Here is a 19,070-nt window from a genome sequence, read left to right as displayed (position 1 = left end):
ATGGCTCAAACATTACTAAGCATTCAAGTTATTCCAAAAACACCGAATGGAGAAGATTCGATCCCTTATGTGGACCGTGCCATTGAAGTGATACAGCAATCCGGCGTGAAATATCAGGTTCATCCACTCGAAACGACCCTGGAGGGCGAGCTTCCCGAACTGCTCGAAATTGTGCAAAGAGTTCATGAGGTACTCATTGAGGCTGGCAGCCCGAGCATTATTTCACAAATCAAGATTGCCCATTATCCAAGCGGAATCAGCATGGAAGGATTAACGGAGAAGTATCCATCATGAAACGTGTTGTAAGAAGTGTGCTGCCGCCTGTCGCGGCGGTCATCCTCTTTTTGGCGGTATGGCAAATAGCCGTGCCGCTTTTTCACATTGAGAAGTGGATTCTGCCAAGTCCTGTTGATATTACCCGCGAAGCAGCTGCACAGGCGGCAAGTCTTACGGAGCATACTTGGGCGACCGTACAGCTCACCCTGCTCGGCTTCGGCATTGGCGCTGCGATCGGACTTCTAACGGCCATGCTGCTGCATCTGGTTCCATTTATGAAAACAGCCCTATATCCATTGCTCATCCTGAGCCAGAATATTCCGACGATTGCGCTCGCGCCGCTTCTGATGATCTGGTTCGGATTCGGCCTGCTGCCCAAGATCATCGTTATTACGCTCGTCTGCTTCTTTCCGATCGCGGTATCTGCCATGGACGGACTGATGCAAACGGATCGCGCAATGCTGAGCTACATGAGAATGGCCGGAGCCAGCAAAGGGCAAATCTTCCGCAAGCTGGAGGTGCCTCACGCGCTCCCGTCCATTTTCTCTGGTCTAAAAATCGCAGCAACCTACAGCGTCATGGGCGCAGTCATCGCCGAATGGATCGGCACAGATAAAGGCATCGGCTATTATATGATGCTGCAAAAATCGGCCTATCGGACAGACCGGGTATTCGTCGCCATGGCCATCATCGTCCTCTTGAGCCTGCTCCTCTTCGCCGTCATCGCTATGCTGGAGAGAGCGCTCGTCCGCTATAAGACAGATGATCATAGAAATTCCAGTTCATGAGACGGCAGCAGCCATCGAATCGAATCCAGTAACGAGAGGAGGATAATCTTATGGATCCTTTACTAGAAGTGTCTGACATCCGTTTATCATTTCGTCAGAAAAAGCAGCAGCTTCATGTCCTTGATCACATATCACTCACGGTCGGCCAAGGTGAATTCGTCTCCATCATCGGACCCTCAGGCAGCGGAAAGAGCTCTTTATTTCAAATCATTGGCGGACTTCTTCAGCCTCATGCAGGAACAATCCGCCTGGACGGAGAAGTGGTAACAGGAACCCGTGGCAATATCAGCTATATGCCACAGCAGCCAGCCCTGCTCCCATGGCGGACAATAGCCGATAACATCAAGCTCGGCAGCGAGGTTGCGCCTGCTCGATTCCGCAGCAGGCAAGGAGCGGATTACGAGCTAACCACTCAGCAATGGATGGCTAAGGCTGGTCTGAGCGGCTTTGAAGATATGTATCCACACAAGCTGTCAGGCGGAATGCAGCAGCGGGCTGCCTTTTTGCGCGCACTCTTGAGTCCACAGGAGCTTATGCTGCTCGACGAGCCGTTCAGTGCGCTGGATGCACTGACGAGAAGCGAGATGCAGGAGTGGCTGCTCGGTATTTGGGAGCAATCGAAGCGATCGGTGCTATTCATTACGCATAACATTGAAGAGGCACTCCTGCTGTCGGATCGGATCTATGTATTTTCAAATCGACCGGCGACCGTACTCCATGAGGTGAAGGTCCCATTTGCCCGTCCAAGACAGGAAGTGTTGACCGAGGACCCTCATTTTCTTCGCTTGAAGCGTGAAATATCCGAATGGATGCGGGAGGAAAGACGCAAGCAGCCGGTTAGTTCCAGCCCTTACCCGAACATGAAGTAAACCAAGCTAGGAGGTGATAAGCGTAATGCAGCAGTCTGAAGAGGATTTAGCGCCTGTCATTGACTCGCATATTCACCTGGACCAGTATGAAGACGAGAAGCAGCCCTTGCGTCTGTCGTTTGCACAGCATCAAGTGGAGGCTGTAATCGCTGTATCTACCCATCTTGCCTCCTGCCAGAGAACGGAGAAATTGGCGGCTGCCTCTCCTTCGCTGATATATCCTGCTTATGGATATCATCCGGAGCAAGCTATCCCCTCTGAGTCCGAGCTGACAGAGCTGTTTGAGTGGATGGAGGAGCATCTGGACAGCATGATTGCCGTAGGCGAAGTTGGCCTGCCCTATTACACAAGATTGGAAACAGCTGTCGAAGGCAAAGCTCTGGAGATGAAGCCCTACATCGATATGCTGGACAAATTCATCGCATTTGCCAAGAAACACGATAAGCCCATCATTCTGCATGCAGTTTATGAGGATGCAGACATTGCGGTCGAGCTCTTGGAGCAGCATCGCTATGAGAAAGCGCATTTCCACTGGTTCAAGGGTGCAGAACATACGGTCTTGCGCATGGCGAAGAACGGATACTATATTTCTTTTACGCCCGACATCGTATATGAAAAAGAAATACAGGATCTTGCCAGTATCTATCCTCACGATCAGATTATGGCGGAGACCGATGGCCCGTGGCCTTTTGAGGGCCCTTTTGCCGCGCATAAGACGCATCCCCGAATGGTGAAGGACGTGATCCGAGCCTGGTGTGATGTTACAGGAATCAAGCCGGAAGCAGCATTTGAGCTATTTTATAACAATACCAAATGCTTCTATGATATTTGACTTCAAGGTATAGATAAGCCTTGCATCTTACATATCAGCTTCGCAAGTGATGCCCCTGATGATTCAGGGGCTTTTTCAGCTTTAATGCCGCAATGATCTCATATGTTTCTTTATCCATTTCGTTCTCGTAATTCCCCTTTTCATGCAGCCATTATTTGAACTATTGTCGTATACGCAGGAAAGAATTAAAATTTGAGAGCATCTAGGATAATGGCACAGAGGCAGCCGAAGGAAGGAACCCTGTATAGAATGCGCTCCAGTCACCGTATTCTGACCCTATTCCATTTGTTGTCTTCAATAATGTAAGCACTTTCAACGGATGAAAGGAAACGTGGATAATATGTTTGGTTCCCGTTACTTTAATACACTTCGCAACCAAATATTTATTGGCTCTTTGCTCGTTATGCTGCTCGTTCTCGGCTCCATCGCACTCATTGTATATAACCAAATATCTGTACTGCTGCGCAGTAACGCAGAGAGCCATATTCAGCAGACCGCCGTCCAGGCATCCGGCAAGCTGGATGTCCTTCTGAATCAGATTGAGAACTGGACATCCCAGGTCGCAACCGATGCGACAGTTCAGCATGATCTGGCACTAGAGGCAGCAGGACAGCACATCAGCTTCTCACAGCGGCAACAGCTGCAGGAGGAAGTACGCAAGCTTGAAGCTTATGCCACATCGATTCGTTCTATCGAAATATACACAGCCGATTATCGCAGAATGCTTCCTCTGGATGATGCGGAGCTTGATGATCGTGTGCCTGCAGGCTGGATTACGAGGACGGATGAGGCTGAAGGACAGCTGGTGTGGTTTGGCATAGATCCCAGGGATCCGGCAAGCGTCGTTGCGATTCGTAATATTCGAATTATCAATCAGTCCTACCAGGCGGCAGGATATGTCGTTGTTCGCATTGATAAGAACTTTTTCCAGCTTACAGACAACGACTCCGGGAACCGTTCATCGCTCGAATTCTTGAATTTGTTTGATGATGAGGGGAAGCCGATCTCCCTTGCAGCGATGCCTGGTGTAAGTCCTGATATCCATCTACGGGAGCTTCAGTCCTCTGTAGAGCTGGATGGCGAGCCGTACATCACAGTTGAACGGCAATCCGAGAAGACAGGCTGGAATTTGGTCATATTGTCTCCAGCCGATTACCAGGCAGAGGGGATCAGCCTATTACTCACCGTTATGATTATTTCCGTTATCGGCGGGGCCCTGCTATTTGTCATCCTCTCCTTCTTCCTGTCGACGATGATTACGCAGCCTATTCTGAATATGATCAAGGTGATGAGGACCTCTAAATTCGGCACGCTCAAACCAAGCAAGGTCACTTCCGCTACGCTTGAAATACAAGAGCTCAACAACACATACAATCAAATGGTGGATCGAATGAATGAGCTGGTTGAGGTCGTATATCAGAAGGAGATTCTACAGAGCCGCACGGAGCTCAAAGCGCTGCAATCTCAAATTAATCCACACTTCTTGTTTAACACGCTGGAGGCACTGTACTGGGCTCTCGATGAAAAAGGAGAAGAAGAGCTTGGTGAGGTCGTCATTGCGATGTCCGGTCTGTTCCGATATGTCATTAGCCGAGGCGATGATGACGAGTGGGTAACTATTGATGATGAGCTCAGCCATGTAGAACGCTATCTAACGATTATGGACATCCGCATGGGAGACAGACTCTCCTGGAAGATCACTTGTGATGCGTCTATGAGGTCGGTGCCGATCCCCAAGCTGCTGATCCAGCCGCTCGTGGAGAATGCCGTTCTTCATGGGCTAGAACAGCAAGTCGGTGCTGGAAGCATTGAAGTGCTCGTTACTTCCTCCAGCCATTCGGGTTATATCGATGTCATCATCAAGGACAGCGGACCCGGCATGAGTGAGGCGAAGATTCGCTCCCTCTACACGGCTATGGAGGAAGGCCATTCCCCTTCCTCTAAGGGAACGGGCATCGGTATTGCCAATATCTACAGGAGACTAAAGCTCAGCTACAACCGGGAAGGAAGCGGACTTCACATTGCCAGCGATTTAGGCAAAGGTACCCTTGTTACGATGACGATACCCAATGAACCAGGAGGTACTTTTTATCATGAAAAAGATACTTATCGTGGATGACGAGCCCAGAACGAGAGAAGGGATTCGCAAAACACTGGAATCCTGGTCATCCGGACAGCATGTGATTGAGACCTCAGCCAGTGCGGTGGAAGCCCTTGAGTGGCTTAAGATAAATAATGCGCATCTTGTCATTACTGATATTCGCATGCCCGAGATCAGCGGACTTGATCTGATTGAGCAGATTCATAACGCCCCCTTCTCTCCGATTGTCATTGTCATCTCAGGCCATGCTGAATTTGACTATGCACAGCGAGCGCTGAAATATGGTGTGGTTGAATATTTGCTCAAGCCCATCGACAAGAAGAAGCTGGTCTCTGCTGTGGGGCTTGCTCTTCAGCGTTATGAGGATCAGAACCAGATTGAGAAGATGAAGAAGCTCGTCGATCCGAAACTGATGGCTACCTCGCAGGAAGAACGCAAGTATAGCCTCCCTGTCCAGGAAGCGATTGATTATCTGGAGCTGCATTTGCATGAGCCTGTCTCCCTGCGTGATCTATCTGAGGTGCTACACATGAACACAAGCTACCTAAGCGCCTTATTCAAGGAGCAGACCGGTCTTACATTTAGTGATTATCTGACACGCAAGAGGCTTCAACGGGCCAAGGAGCTGCTGCTGAATACCAGGCTCTCTATCAATGAAATATCGGAGATGGTCGGATACCAGACCCCCAAATATTTTGTAAAAGTGTTTCGAACCGCCGAGAATGTGAGCCCCGGGAGATATAGACAGCACATGCTGGAGGGTTCAGAGGAAAAGATCCAATAAAAGTGGTATTTAACCTAAAACCTGTTACGTTATGCGCTTACAAAAGCTTTGCTACAATTCAATATAGAGACAAATAAAGCGGTTTCAAAAACCGACTTAGATCATAAAGCAAAGGGGATGTAAACGTGTTTAAAACAAAAAAGAAGTGGACGTTAATGACCATGACTCTCTGCTGTGCCATTGCGCTTGCAGGCTGTGGGAACAGCGGATCAGGCAGTGACGAAGGAGCAGATGGCGGCGATAAAACAACGATCAATTTCATGCATCTGTGGCCTGAAGGCGTGTCAGCCGGACAGAACAAGATCGTTAATCAAATCATAGAAGATTACCAAACAGAGAACCCTGATGTCACCATCAAGACAGAGGTTCTGGATAACGAACAATACAAGAATAAGCTTAAGGTCCTCTCTGCTTCCAATGAATTACCCGATGTCGGCATTACTTGGGCAGCAGGCTTCATGACTCCTTATGTCGAAGGCGGATTGTTCACCCCTATTGATGACCTGCTGGGCGGCGAGCTGAGCGGCAAGTTCGTCGAAGGAACAACCGAAGCCTTCAACATTGACGGCAAGACGTACGGACTTCCACTGGAATTTAATATTACACCTGTCTTCTATAATAAAGCGATCTTTGAACAGTATGGACTCGAGACTCCGCAGACCTATGAAGAACTAAAAGCTATAATCTCGACCCTTACAGAAAACGGTGTAGCTCCGATCGCACTGGGCAATAAGGACCGCTGGACGGGGTCACTGATTTATATGTTCCTCGCTGAACGCTTTGGCGGACAAGAGGCACTCGCTAGCGCCATTAATGGAGAAGGCTCCTTCACGGATGAAGGCCTGACGAAAGCGGCGGCAGAAGTACAATCCCTTGTAGACAGCAATGCATTTATCAAAGGCTTTAACGGCTTGTCCAATGAAGAAGCCAAATCGGAGTTCCTGAACGGCAATGCAGCCATGTACATCATGAGCACATGGGAGCTTCCTAACTTTACGACCAATGAAGAAATACCACAGGAATTCCGCGACAGCGTTGGATTCTTCAAATTCCCTGAAGCCGAAGGCGGTAAGGGAAATGTCGACAGCTGGGTTGGAGGTCCTGGGGTTGGACTCTTCGTATCGGAGAACTCCGAGGTTAAGGATGAAGCGAAGAAGTTCGTTGAATACTTTGTATCCCAGTGGGGAGAGCAATCGGTAACCGGTGCAGGCGTTATTCCTGCAACCAAGGTAGATACAGCATCACTTGAGCTTCCTCAGCTGTACATCGACCTGTTCAATGAAATGAACAAAGCAACCAGCATCACCTTGTATGCCGATGTGCAGATGCAGGCATCAGCTGCGGAGACTCATCTAAATCAAATCCAGGCATTGTTCGGCAAAGCGGTGACTCCTGAAGCCTTCGCGGAAGAGCATGACAAAGCCATTTCCGGAAACTAACCAAACACAGCTCAGAATAATCACATAACAGGTGAACTGACCCGGTCCTGTACCGGGTCAGCTCGTTATATAACGGAAAGGAGTTTGATTCCTATGGACAAAGTGATGTCTAACAAGAAAATCATTGCACTATACGTGCTTCCAGCCCTGCTGCTGATCTTGACTCTTGTATATATTCCGATCATCTTGACCGGCTATTACGGCCTGCATGAATGGAACGGCATCGGTGCCATGAAATTTATTGGATTCGATAATTATGCGAATCTGCTTCAGGATAAAACTTTTTGGGACAGTGCCTGGCACTCCCTGCTGCTTGCGATATTCTCCGGCCTGAGCCTCCTTATCTATTTGGCAGTAGCAATGGTCGTGGCAGGACGCATCAAAGGAGCCAATCTGTTCCGCAAAATTTATCTTGTTCCGATGCTCCTGTCCTCTGTTGCAATCGCGCAGCTATGGCTTCGGATGTACCATCCAACAAACGGGGTCATTAACAGCTTCTTGACCTCTATAGGCATTGATAACCCTCCTGCATGGCTGGCAGAGCCTTCACTTGTACTGATTGCGCTCTTCATCCCGATTCTGTGGCAGTATGCTGGTTTCTATATTTTGATCTACTACTCTGCACTGAAGAATATTCCCACGTCACTTGAAGAAGCAGCCAAGATTGACGGTGCTACAGGAATCCAGATTGCGCTGAGAATTAAGCTTCCACTCATTATGGAAGTCATCAAGGTTACCATCGTGCTCTCTCTTGTCGGTTCACTTAAATATTTCGATTTGATCTATGTTATGACAGGCGGCGGACCCAATGGTTCAAGTGAAGTTATGGCCTCCTATATGTACAGTGAGGCGTTCAAATCCTATGACTTCGGCTACGGCAGCGCCATAGGCTTCTTCCTGCTTATTATTTGTCTTGTCGTGACCTGGATCATTCGCAAACTGACAGCGACGAAAGATACGATTCAATACTCATAAGGAGGTAACCTTCATGATGCACACTTCTGCTCAGATTGGCGGAGCCGCGAAGTCCGGGTCCAGTATGCTGAGAAAAATCGGTTATGCGCTGCTGTACATTATTCTCATCGGCGTGGCCGCATTTCAGCTGTTTCCGCTGCTATGGCTGCTGCTCTTCTCGCTTAAAAATAACCAGGAGGTATTCAACCTGCCTCCCCTATCCCTTCCGGCGAATCCGAAGTGGGAAAACTACGCAAAGGTATGGAATGCAGGCAATATCGACGTTTATTTCTTCAACAGTGTATGGATAACGGTTGCGGCAACAGTCATCACGGTCGTGCTTGGAAGCCTGGTGACCTTCGCCATTACACGGATGAAATGGAAAGGCAGCTCTCTCGTGCTCGGCCTATTCATGGTTGCCATGATGATTCCCGTTCACTCTACGCTGATTCCGTTGTTCAGCATGTTCAACAAGGTCGGTTTAACCGATCATCCGCTGTCACTGGTTCTCTCCTACGTCGCATTCAATATGCCAATTACCATCATGATTCTGTTAGGCTTCTACTATGCACTTCCCAAGGAAGTAGAAGAAGCGGCCATCATTGACGGCTGCAGCGTGAACCGCATGTTCTTCCGCATCGTGCTGCCAATGACAAGCTCGGTCATTGCAACGACAGGCATTATTAACATGATCTATAACTGGAATGAGTTCATATTCGTAAATACGTTCATTAGTTCAGATCATTACAAGACGCTTACTGTGGGAGTCCAGAACTTTATTGGACAATACACGACAGATTGGGGAGCCATCGGCGCAACACTGATGATCAGCATTCTGCCCATCCTCGTTGCCTACATGTTCCTTAGCGACCGAATCGTTGAGGGGATGGCGGCAGGAGCAGTTAAGGGGTAACAGCTTGTATAAGCCATTATCATTCTACGCTCTCCGTAGTTAACCCGCCGCCTAATGTGCTGTTGTATTGAAAAAAGCTCCGAACCCTTCAGCACGGGAGTCCATCCCGTGCGAGGTGTTCGGAGCTTTTCTATGGCTCGAATCTTGAATTAAGCTTCGTTGCTCTTGTAGATAAAGTAATCAAAATCCGCCGGCAGGCTATGTCCGGATGTATCCTGACTGCGCATACCGACAAATGCTCCCGTGAAGAAGCCGCCCCCTTGGATATAATCATCGGACAGCTTATGAGATTGGAATTGCACCGGAATTGTCGTCCAGTCCTGTCCATCCCAAGAGTAGGAATACTCGTAAATGTCGTACTTCACATCAACACGCAGGTATACGTATTCTGCCTCATCTGGAATGACAATTTCATTACCCAGCAAAGGCTGGGAGAATGAGAAGTTGTCGCAAGCGACCAGCTCCAGTATTCTTCCCTTCTCTTCATGCCAAGTGATCTGGCAGGAAGTCCAGTTCTGTGTGTTGTAGTAATTGCTAAGGCCTGCAGACTGCTGGAATGTCGTCGGGTTAAATGCCACCTTGGTTTCTGCGGTGAACCGGAAGTGCTGCCAGCGTCTAGCGATAAATGCCTGTGTAAACTTGGACGTGAACGACTCTTTGCCATACAGTCTCAAGTGACCCGGGCAATCTGTGAGTGACATAACCTCGCTTCCAAGCGGAATGCGCAGGCTCTGGAAATTCAGGTTCAGCACCTCGCTGTCAAAATCGTCCTTCTCCGGGAAGTCCGGACCCCAAACGACTTCTTCCATCTTCGGCCCTTCAATTTGAAGCGACGGCTGGTTACCGCCGACCACATAAGGCCATCCATCTCTCCATTCCAAACGCTGTATCGCTGTTTCGCGGCCGAGCGGACAGTATCCTCTTGGATCGAGCAGCGGCTGTCCTTCTCTAGAGAGTGGTCTGCCGGTTAGATGAATCAGGAACCATTCATCCGTATGGGTATGCACAATGGAGGAATGTCCTGCCTTCTGCAAAGGATTGCGCGGATGAGCAAAGGAAGATATAAGCGGATTCTCCGGGTGTACTTCATATGGACCACGCAGGTCTTTCGAGCGGGCAAGCGTTGAACAGTGATCATACTTCGTTCCGCCTTCTGCCGTGAGCAGGAAGTAAGTGCCGTCAATTTTGTATAAATGCGGAGCTTCCGTCAACTTAATGTCGGTTCCCTTGAAGATGATCTCTGATGTGCCGATAAGCTTCTGCTGTTCAGGATCATATTCCTGAAGCGCAATGCCGTAGAACGGATGATTTCCGACGCGCTGGTCCCACACCATGTTTACCAGATACTTCCTTCCATCCTCATCATGGAACAAGGACGGGTCAAATCCGGAGCTGTTCAAGTGGATCGGCTCAGACCACTCCCCGTCAATCGTATCGCAGGTTACCAAATAGTTGTGGGAATCCTTCCATTGCCCCTCTGTTACTTTGACATCCGTATAAATGAGCCAGAACTTGTCATCATGATAGGACAAAGCTGGCGCCCATATCCCGCCCGAGTCGGGATTACCCATCATATTCAGCTGACTCAAGCGATTAAGGGGTCTTGATACAAGTCTCCAATTCTTAAGATCTCTTGAATGATAGATACCCACACCTGGGAACCACTCGAACGTCGAAACTGCAATATAATAGTCGTCCCCGGCACGGCAAATGCTTGGGTCCGGGTTAAATCCTGTTAAGATCGGGTTCTGAATCGTAGCCATCAATATGCTCCTTCTCATTACGGTTCATGCTATTGTTCCTTTGACCATCATTTACCCAACTTATTCAGCATGATATACCCCGTATATTTTTAGTAGTATACTATAATCATAGCAAGGTTTATTGCGTTTACCCATATCCAGAAGAAGTCACAATTTATCCAAATCAAGCAAATAAAAAGCAGATCAATAAGAAGGGTTAAGAAGGTGAATCCATCGTGAACAATAGAAACGAACGTAAAAATGAACAGCCCATTCATCGGTTGAAATTTCCTGGAGGAGAGCTTAATCAAGACGAGCACAAGCGCACGGAATTTATGCTGCCTGATATGAACTCTACATTTCGTGTCTTTGCCGCCCACTACCGTACGGTAGACTCCGATTGGAGTTACCCTGCTCATACGCATCCCTTTTTCGAGGTCAATCTCGTCCTGTCCGGATCACAGCGGATGAGGGCTAATGGACAGCCTTACCTTCAGCAGCCTGGCGACCTGATGCTGCTAATTCCCGGTGAAGAGCACGAGAGCTGCGCGGCTTCTCCTCAAGGGATGACCTATTACTGCATTCATTTTGATGTGGATGAGCCCGCATTTAGAGAGCTGCTATGTGCCAGAAGCAGGCCATTCTTTGAGGCGGGAAGTGAACTCAGCAAGCAGATCCGGCCTGCACTGGACAAACTGATTCTGCTGACCCTTGATGAAGCTGGTGTACGTGTACAATCACGGATGATGATCCTCTCGGCCTTGTTCGAGCTGTTTGGAGCGCTCAGTCATGTGCTGTCCCAGGAAGAACACAGTACGCCTTCGCAGATTAACCCAACTGCATCTTATGTGGCCTCCAGGCTGGAACAGATGGTGGGAGATATTGAAAATGAGGATGGGGAGACACTCGCTCATGAGACCGTAGAGTCCATTGCTCAGGAGGTCGGCTATAGCACATCTTCGGTAAATCGAATGTTCTCCCGTGCTTTTGGCTTATCGCCGAGACAGTATATGTCCATGTTAATTCTAAAAAAAGCCAAGCTGCTGCTGATGGACCCCGATCTATCCATCGAGGAGATTTCCATGAAGCTGGGTTATAAGAACATTGCTCATTTCAGCAGGCAATACAAGCGCTGGACGGATGAATCACCCAGCCAGTTCCGGGGGAGATTTCATAAATAGCACAGTAAGCGGTTATTGAGCTATTGGAGCACTCCTATTTACTAAGGAAATAGCTCTAGCCACTAAAGAACTTCCCATTATAAAAGACACCGTCCAGTTTTTATTTGGACGGTGTCTTTGCTTCTTTTATGAATTGCTCGTTATAAGAATAGTTCATTATTATGAATCGCTCGATCGTTCACTTAACGCTTCATGAAGCCCTTGCTTTCAAGAAACGGCTTCAGCTGCAATCGCGCCGGCTGAGTCAGACGCTTCGCCATCATTTCAGACCAAGTTGCGGTCTGTTTACCGGATGAACGTTCTTGCATATAAGACGATAGAGTCTTGTCGTATTCCTTGACCTGTGCCGTCGTCTCTTCACGGTCGTATCCGTTCCTGTGAAGCACCGCAGGCAGTGGCAGACGCGGCCGAAGCAGCGGCTCCTGATCCGGAACACCAAGACACATGCCGAATACCGGGTAGACCAGCTCAGGAAGACCCAGCCGTTCTGCGACCTCGCCAATTTGATTGCGAATGCCCCCAATATATACGATACCCAGTCCGAGCGACTCTGCTGCAATCGCAGCATTTTGTGCAGCAAGCGCGACGTCAATGGTCGCCACTGTATAATTCTCTGTCGTATCCTCATAGGTCTCTTCGCCAGCTGCCTGCGAAGCGGCCGCTTCGCGAAGACGGTACAGATCTGCACACCAGACGAGGAAGACCGGGCACTCCTGAATATATGCCTGGTTGCCGGCAAGGGAAGCAAGCTCATCTTTCAATCCTGGATCTGTGACTGCGATAACGCTGTAGGCTTGCACATTACTGGATGAAGAAGCCATCTGAGCCGCAGCGATGATCGTATTTAGCTGCTCATCGGTGACAGGTTCGTTTTTGTATTTACGGATCGAACGATGGTTCATCAAGAGATTGATTGTATCATTCACGCTTCTTTCACTCCGTTCTCTAAAATAACAATTACTTTACGGATTAAGTCTACTCTTTCACTGAGCTTCTATCAATCACTCCTTGATTCTTGTCTTTTTCCATATATCTCCCTATATTCTTACCCACTTGCAATAATAAAATGAAAATAAACAGGGGCAAGTATTGCCCTTGAGATCTCCCCATACCCAGTGAGTGTTTTTGCATTCAGAGCGACTTTTGGCTATGGATGCTCTGATTACACTTCAAGGACATGCCTCGCATCCCAAAACAACCCGGAGCGTGGAAGGCAATACAGGAGCACCCAGGAGCACAAGGAACTTTTTGCGCTGTTCCTAAGTCTAATGGTAAGAGAGGTGACGCACTTGGAGTCAGATCATCAGATTTTATATAAACTCATGGACGAGTATGGCAACGACGTTTGGAATTACGCCTATTTTTTAACGAGGAACCGGGATCACGCAGACGATATCTCCCAAGAGGTCTTTATTAAGGTCTATCAGGGGCTGCATACATTTCGCGGAGACGCCTCTACGAAGACATGGCTATTTACGATTACGAGAAATACCGCTTTTTCCTATCGAAGATCCCGCTTCTTCAAACAAGGCCTGCTTGGAGGGCGGGTCTCTTCACTGGATTATTCGGCGGAAGGCAGCAGCGCCGCAAAGCTCAGTACAAGCACCATGCCTTCTGCGGAGACTGAGGTTATGGAACAGCAATATGCCGATGCGATATGGGACATCATCATGGAGCTTCCTGACAAATTCAGGGAGGTTCTTGTGCTGTCACTAAAGTACGATATGAAAATAAAAGAGATGGCAGAGCTGCTGAGCATCTCGGAAGGCACCGTTAAATCCAGGCTGTCCCGCGCCAAGCAAAAGGCACAAAAAGAATTAAGGAGGCTCGAAGAATGACCGATCAACATGAACACTGGCAGGAGCGATTGAAAAAGGGGCCTTTTAAGGAGGAACCTTTTACAGAAGAGCACAAGCAGCGAGTCATCCAAACGGTACAGAATCTGACTCCTCATTCTCAGCATAAACCCCGCCCTTGGCAGTGGAGACGTATGCTGCTCACTCTTGGTATCAGCGGAGCGGTGCTCGCTTCCGTATGGTGGATTATACCTAATGGTGCCGTTACCGAGAATATAGCGAGCTTATCCGATCAAGCAGTTGAGACCAGTCAAACTGAATCCATGGATACTGAGTTCGATACATCCCCAAATCAAAAAAACAACTATAATGCCAGCTCAGAGGCCTCTTCTCCCACCTCATCTTCAGAGCAATCCACCCATAAGGAGGAGGCCGCGACCGAGACAGAAGACCGCTCCGGCAGTGCATCAGAGAATGTGGAAGAGCAGCTCATCACACAGCAAGGCTCAGCAACAACTGGCACAACTGGCTCTGCCGAGAGCATTGCTGTCTCCTATTCCAGCTTCGAGGACCTCTTAGCAGATTCCGTGCTGGCCGCCGAGATTGAAGTCCTAGATGCCCAATCAGACCCTTATGAGGTCGAAGTCAAGGATGTTCTTTACTCAACAACCGTGGTTACACCTGGCGAGGAGATTAAACTGAATTATACTGGTGTTAAACAGGGACAAGAGAACGCTCATGCCGAAGACAGCTACAATCCACCGCTAACGAGCGGTGACCATGCCATACTGTTTTTAAAAAAAGGCGGGAATTCAGATCCATATTATATTGCTGGAGTCTATCAAGGAAATTACATGGTCCAGCAGGGTAAAGTATCCTCTGTCGGATCGCAACCAAGCACAGAGGAGTTAGAGCTTGTGCAGAAAGACAGCGGCACCTCACGGTTCGTCATAGATATGGAATTAACAGAGTTCAAAGATATGCTCAGAACCATTGCCAAGAAGTGAACACTGATCAAATGGTATGAATCCGCTATTCGCTTATCTATTGGTTTCTTCTGCAGCGTCAGCAACTATAGAGAGAAATAAATTCCAAAGTGACAATTAAGCGAACAAAAAAAAAGATACCTGGCCATCTCCACAACGAGATGCCAGGTATCTTCTATCTTTACTTACAGCTTAATTCGCTGGAGCCTTAAGGCATTGAGCACAACAGAGATCGAGCTGAGCGCCATTGCCGCTCCTGCCAGCCACGGAGCAAGAAATCCGGCTGCCGCAATGGGAATGCCAATGACATTGTACCCAAGCGCCCAGAATAGATTCTGCTTAATATTGCCCATCGTTTTGCGGCTCATTAGAATGGCATCAGGAATGCTGTTCAGGTCGCCACGCATAAGGGTAACATCTGCTGCCTCCATGGCAACATCCGTACCTGTACCCATTGCCATGCCGGTATCTGCTGTCGCCAGGGCCGGCGCGTCGTTGATCCCATCGCCTGCCATCGCTACTTTTTGGCCAGAGGCTTGAAGCTTCTTGATTTCTTCCGCCTTTCCTTCTGGCAATACCTCTGCAAGCACATGGTCAATACCCGCCTCAGCAGCAACCGCCTCTGCGGTACGCCGGTTATCCCCGGTCATCATGATGACTTCAATCCCCATCGCCTTCAGCCGCTGAACAGCAGCCCGAGATGTGTCCTTAATCGTATCCGCTACCGCAATGATTCCCGCATAGACGCCATCCACTGCGATGAGCATAGCCGTTTTGCCAGAGGCTTCAAGCTCCTCCATACCTTTCTCAGCAGAGTAACTATCCACCTTGTGTGCATCAAGCAATCTCCGAGTGCCGATCAGCAGCTCATGCCCTTGTACTACAGCCTTGACCCCATAGCCCGGCACATTCTCAAACCGTTCAGCCTCCGGAACAGCGATGCCTCGCTCTCCGATCCCTGTAACGATCGCACCTGCCAATGGGTGCTCCGATGCCGCTTCTGCAGCTCCTACAAGGGATAACAGCTCCTCTTCAGATCGGCCTTCAGCCATTATTACATCCGTCAGCTTAGGCTTCCCTTCTGTAACCGTCCCGGTCTTGTCCAGCACAACTGTCTCTATCTCCTGAGCATGCTCCAAGTGCTCTCCGCCTTTAAACAGAATGCCGTATTCCGCTGCCCGACCCGAGCCTGCCATAATGGAGGTTGGAGTCGCTAAGCCGAGGGCACAAGGACAAGCTATAACGAGTACAGCAATCGCTTTTTCCATAGCCGCCGCGAATTGACCCTGCTCCACGAAGAAGAACCACACGACAAACGTCACAATCGCAATTCCTACAACGATAGGAACAAAGATCCCAGAGATGACATCAGCGATTCGCTGTATTGGTGCCTTGGACCCCTGCGCTTCTTCAACCACCTTGATAATCTGTGCAAGCGCTGTATCCGAGCCTACCCGGGTTGCTCTAACTGTCAGCACTCCATTTATATTGATCGTCGCCCCCGCAACGGAATCGCCGACTTGCTTATCTACGGGCAGACTCTCGCCGCTCAGCATAGATTCATCTACAGAGGAGCTCCCTTTCTCAACTATTCCATCCACAGGAAACTTCTCACCGGGCTTTACAATAAGCAGATCGGATACGACAACATCTGTAGCCGGAATGATCATCTCCTGCCCGTCACGAATAACAGATGCCGACTGCGGTGCCAGCTCCATCAGACTGCGGATGGCCTGGGAGGATCGGCCTTTGGCCACACTTTCAAACCATTTGCCCACCAGCACCAGCGTGATCAGAATTGCACTTGTCTCATAATACAACTCGGCCCCATGGTGTCCTCCTTCAATGGTCCAGTTGATCGTCAGATACAAGCTATAGAAGTAGGCCGCCGACGTACCGAGGGCAACGAGTACATCCATGTTCGCACTCTTGCTGCGAAGAGCTGCATAAGCACCCTTATAGAACTGAAAACCGATAATGAACTGAACCGGTGTCGCAAGGATGAGCTGAAACCAAGGATTCATGAACAGCTCCGGCACATACATCCATGAAGTGAACGAGAAGTGGCCCACCATAGCCCACAATAACGGAATTGATAATATAGCAGATATGATCCATTTCCACTTCTTGCGAGCCATCTCCTTCTGTCTGATTTCTGTGATATCCTCCTTCGATCTCTGCAGCAGAGCGCCATAGCCCAGCTGTTCTACCTTACGGACCATATCCTGGGGAGTGGTCTCACTCGCATCGTATTCAACGTGGGCTGTTTCCAATGCGAGATTAACACTGGCACTAGCCACTCCAGGTATTCGGCTTAGTCCTTTTTCAATCCGTGTAGCACATGCCGCGCAGGTCATCCCTGTAATATCCAGATCCACCCGTTCCGTTACGGTTCCATACCCAAGTGCTTCGACCTTACTCCTAAGGTCACTGACCTCTAGGACGGCCGGGTCATAGCTCACAGTTGCTTGCTCTAATGCGAGATTAACATTCGCGCTGCGTACACCCTCCATGCGTGAAAGTCCTTTCTCGATGCGGGCAGAGCAAGCAGCACAGGTCATTCCTGTAATATTTATCTTCGCATGCTTCTCACTGCTTACGGAAGGCGAATTCATTTATATCATCCCCTAATACCCCTTGGGGGTATACTATTGTTCTGAAAAAAAGCAGACCTGAACAGGCTGCTCTTCGCTCATTGTTAACTTAATATGATCCATCCGCAGCTATATTAAACCACGTCATAACCTTGATCTTCAATCGCATGCTTTACTTGATCCACCGTTACCTTCTGCTCATCATATTCTACATTAACCGTACCGGAGGCCAAATCCACTTTGCCTCTAGCTCCGACGCTTTCCAGCGCTCCTTCAACAGACTTCACACAGTGGTTACAGGACATCCCTTGTACATTCAATGTTACGCTGCTCATATTCATTTCCTCCTATTAGATGGTTTTTTATATTATACGTCTGGACTTCCAACACCACGGATTCAATTACACTACTTCATTAGCTTCTTAACCGTCACCAGCAGCTCGTCAATCACTTCATGCTCGCCCGCCTGGATTCGATCAATAACACAGCTCTTCATATGCCCCTCCAAGAGAAGCTTCCCGACACCGTTAAGCGCAGACTGAATAGCAGCAATTTGCGTGAGCACATCATCACAATAGGTATCTCTCTCAATCATGCCCTTTATACCGCGAATTTGACCTTCAATCCGGTTCAGACGGGTCGTCAGAATATTCTTCATCTCATCGGAGTGATGGCTGTGCCTTACTCCATCTTGATGATGGTCTGAATGAGAATCATGGCAATGTACTCTGTTCTCACCTTCAACAGCTGTCTTCTTATCATCCACTCACATGACCTCCTTCCACTCTATCCTAATATATTATACCCCCCACGGGTATGTCAATACGCTTAAGTATACTTACCTGCTCGAGATCATTCTTAGGTCGATATACCTGTTGATCAGTGTTTGAACGAAATTTATAGTTAATTAGCAAGAGAGTTCACTCCATAACTCGTCGCAAAGATATATTTGATAATAATTCAGAATCAGACAAGAAAATTGATATCAGACAAATTAATTAAAAAATATCAAAAAAAATTTTAAATTCATGAAGGATTTACCAATTTGAAGTCGAATAATAGTATTACGATAAAAATTTGAAACTAACGGAGATTGATACATGGTCTATGATGGTATAATTCTAGGACTTATCGTAGGGCTTTTCAGAGGCGGCTTTAAGCATGGTCTCATGCAGTTTGGACAGATCAAGCTACGAGGCGGATTGATTTTCCCGATATTACTGCTTATCCAGTTTATCATATTCCGCTTTCAAGGCGACGCAGCTTGGCTTGCACCGGTTTCAGGATATTTCTTTATGTTCCTCTACATTGTAGGAATGTTCTTCCTATGGGTTAATAGGCAGAACAAGGGATTTCTGATCATTCTCATTGGCGTATTCCTGAACTTTATCGTTATGGCTGTCAACGGCGGCCGTATGCCTGTCTCATTAGAAGCTGCCCAAGTTCTCGGGCCTTACTATACAGAGCTTCTGACCAGCGGTGACGCTGTGTATAAGCATTACATGCTAGATGCCTCCACTCACTTATCTTTTCTGGGAGATATTATCCCACTCTCAAGTCCTTACCCTCGAACCCAAGTCATTAGTATCGGGGACGTTGTCATGAACCTGGGTATATTCCTGTACATCCAGAGTATTATGGTGCCCCCGAAGAAGGATTCTGAAGATCAAGATCTCGCACCAAGTTTACATACATCAAATTAAAACGAAAAGGAGGATACATACCATGAAAAAATCTAACATCGCCCGCATCATCATGAACGGGGTAATTGTTGCTTCTGTCGTTGTGGCATTGACTTCTGGATTTGCACTTGGC

At 48.4% G+C, this 19,070-nt stretch carries 18 protein-coding genes; 13 read left to right on the top strand and 5 right to left on the bottom strand.

The window, feature by feature from the left end; translation table 11 throughout:
- The 9 genes from BM415_RS14740 to BM415_RS14700 all read left to right on the top strand — a co-directional run bounded on the left by BM415_RS14740 (position 1) and on the right by BM415_RS14700 (position 8,956).
- Positions 1-294 (top strand): MTH1187 family thiamine-binding protein, encoded by a 294-nt coding sequence (locus tag BM415_RS14740; protein ID WP_091159394.1) that lies wholly within the window; start codon positions 1-3, stop codon positions 292-294.
- Positions 291-1,064 (top strand): ABC transporter permease, encoded by a 774-nt coding sequence (locus BM415_RS14735; RefSeq protein ID WP_091159392.1) that lies wholly within the window; start codon positions 291-293, stop codon positions 1,062-1,064. Before BM415_RS14740 ends, BM415_RS14735 begins: the two co-directional genes overlap by 4 nt.
- Positions 1,065-1,114: 50 nt before the next feature.
- On the top strand, positions 1,115-1,933 hold the full coding sequence (locus BM415_RS14730) for an ABC transporter ATP-binding protein (protein WP_091159390.1): 819 nt from the start codon (positions 1,115-1,117) through the stop codon (positions 1,931-1,933).
- A 25-nt stretch (positions 1,934-1,958) separates the two neighbouring features.
- The gene (locus BM415_RS14725; RefSeq protein ID WP_091159388.1) at positions 1,959-2,765 is read left to right on the top strand and encodes a TatD family hydrolase; all 807 of its coding nucleotides are present in this window, start codon (positions 1,959-1,961) and stop codon (positions 2,763-2,765) included.
- A 340-nt stretch (positions 2,766-3,105) separates the two neighbouring features.
- Positions 3,106-4,884, top strand: a complete 1,779-nt coding sequence (locus tag BM415_RS14720) for a cache domain-containing sensor histidine kinase (RefSeq protein WP_091159387.1) — start codon at positions 3,106-3,108, stop codon at positions 4,882-4,884.
- On the top strand, positions 4,859-5,650 hold the full coding sequence (locus tag BM415_RS14715; RefSeq protein ID WP_091159385.1) for a response regulator transcription factor: 792 nt from the start codon (positions 4,859-4,861) through the stop codon (positions 5,648-5,650). The genes BM415_RS14720 and BM415_RS14715 overlap by 26 nt, the downstream gene beginning before the upstream one ends.
- Positions 5,651-5,805: 155 nt before the next feature.
- Positions 5,806-7,089, top strand: coding sequence for an ABC transporter substrate-binding protein (locus BM415_RS14710; protein WP_091159384.1), 1,284 nt, complete (start codon positions 5,806-5,808; stop codon positions 7,087-7,089).
- 93 nt (positions 7,090-7,182) lie between these two features.
- A complete protein-coding gene (locus BM415_RS14705) occupies positions 7,183-8,064 on the top strand; it encodes a carbohydrate ABC transporter permease (RefSeq protein WP_047911374.1) in 882 nt (293 codons plus the stop codon).
- Positions 8,065-8,077: 13 nt separating this feature from the next.
- Positions 8,078-8,956 (top strand): carbohydrate ABC transporter permease, encoded by an 879-nt coding sequence (locus BM415_RS14700; RefSeq protein ID WP_091159382.1) that lies wholly within the window; start codon positions 8,078-8,080, stop codon positions 8,954-8,956.
- A gap of 149 nt (positions 8,957-9,105) precedes the next feature.
- Here the strand turns inward: BM415_RS14700 and BM415_RS14695 are convergent, their stop codons facing one another.
- Complete coding sequence (locus BM415_RS14695) at positions 9,106-10,719, bottom strand: glycoside hydrolase family 43 protein (RefSeq protein ID WP_091159381.1); 1,614 nt, start codon at positions 10,717-10,719, stop codon at positions 9,106-9,108.
- Positions 10,720-10,934: 215 nt separating this feature from the next.
- On the opposite strand from BM415_RS14695, the gene BM415_RS14690 reads away from it, so the two are divergent.
- Positions 10,935-11,879, top strand: coding sequence for an AraC family transcriptional regulator (locus BM415_RS14690; RefSeq protein WP_244533396.1), 945 nt, complete (start codon positions 10,935-10,937; stop codon positions 11,877-11,879).
- A 182-nt stretch (positions 11,880-12,061) separates the two neighbouring features.
- On the opposite strand, the gene nfsA is transcribed toward BM415_RS14690, so the two are convergent.
- A complete protein-coding gene (nfsA, locus tag BM415_RS14685; RefSeq protein ID WP_091159379.1) occupies positions 12,062-12,805 on the bottom strand; it encodes an oxygen-insensitive NADPH nitroreductase in 744 nt (247 codons plus the stop codon).
- A 354-nt stretch (positions 12,806-13,159) separates the two neighbouring features.
- Here nfsA and BM415_RS14680 point away from each other — a divergent pair, with 354 nt between their 5' ends.
- Positions 13,160-13,717 carry an RNA polymerase sigma factor gene (locus tag BM415_RS14680; RefSeq protein ID WP_311287251.1) on the top strand — a complete coding sequence of 186 codons (558 nt, stop codon included), beginning with the start codon at positions 13,160-13,162 and terminating at the stop codon, positions 13,715-13,717.
- Entirely contained in the window at positions 13,714-14,682 is a 969-nt protein-coding gene (locus BM415_RS14675; protein ID WP_091159377.1) for a hypothetical protein, read from the top strand. The genes BM415_RS14680 and BM415_RS14675 overlap by 4 nt, the downstream gene beginning before the upstream one ends.
- Before the next feature lie 164 nt (positions 14,683-14,846).
- Here BM415_RS14675 and BM415_RS14670 read toward each other — a convergent pair whose 3' ends face one another.
- The 3 genes from BM415_RS14670 to BM415_RS14660 form a co-directional block, all read right to left on the bottom strand.
- A complete protein-coding gene (locus tag BM415_RS14670) occupies positions 14,847-17,276 on the bottom strand; it encodes a heavy metal translocating P-type ATPase (RefSeq protein WP_091159375.1) in 2,430 nt (809 codons plus the stop codon).
- A gap of 113 nt (positions 17,277-17,389) precedes the next feature.
- Positions 17,390-17,590, bottom strand: coding sequence for a copper ion binding protein (locus BM415_RS14665; RefSeq protein WP_091159373.1), 201 nt, complete (start codon positions 17,588-17,590; stop codon positions 17,390-17,392).
- A 71-nt stretch (positions 17,591-17,661) separates the two neighbouring features.
- Entirely contained in the window at positions 17,662-18,021 is a 360-nt protein-coding gene (locus BM415_RS14660; RefSeq protein ID WP_280142870.1) for a metal-sensitive transcriptional regulator, read from the bottom strand.
- Positions 18,022-18,355: 334 nt separating this feature from the next.
- Here BM415_RS14660 and BM415_RS14655 point away from each other — a divergent pair, with 334 nt between their 5' ends.
- Positions 18,356-18,958, top strand: coding sequence for a DUF5317 domain-containing protein (locus BM415_RS14655; protein ID WP_091159372.1), 603 nt, complete (start codon positions 18,356-18,358; stop codon positions 18,956-18,958).
- Positions 18,959-19,070: the final 112 nt, after the last annotated feature.

It is taken from the genome of Paenibacillus sp. 453mf, from assembly GCF_900116105.1.
In the GTDB taxonomy this organism is placed as follows: domain Bacteria; phylum Bacillota; class Bacilli; order Paenibacillales; family Paenibacillaceae; genus Paenibacillus; species Paenibacillus provencensis.
Note: the sequence above shows the minus strand (reverse complement) of the source record. Positions and strands in the feature narration are given on the sequence as shown.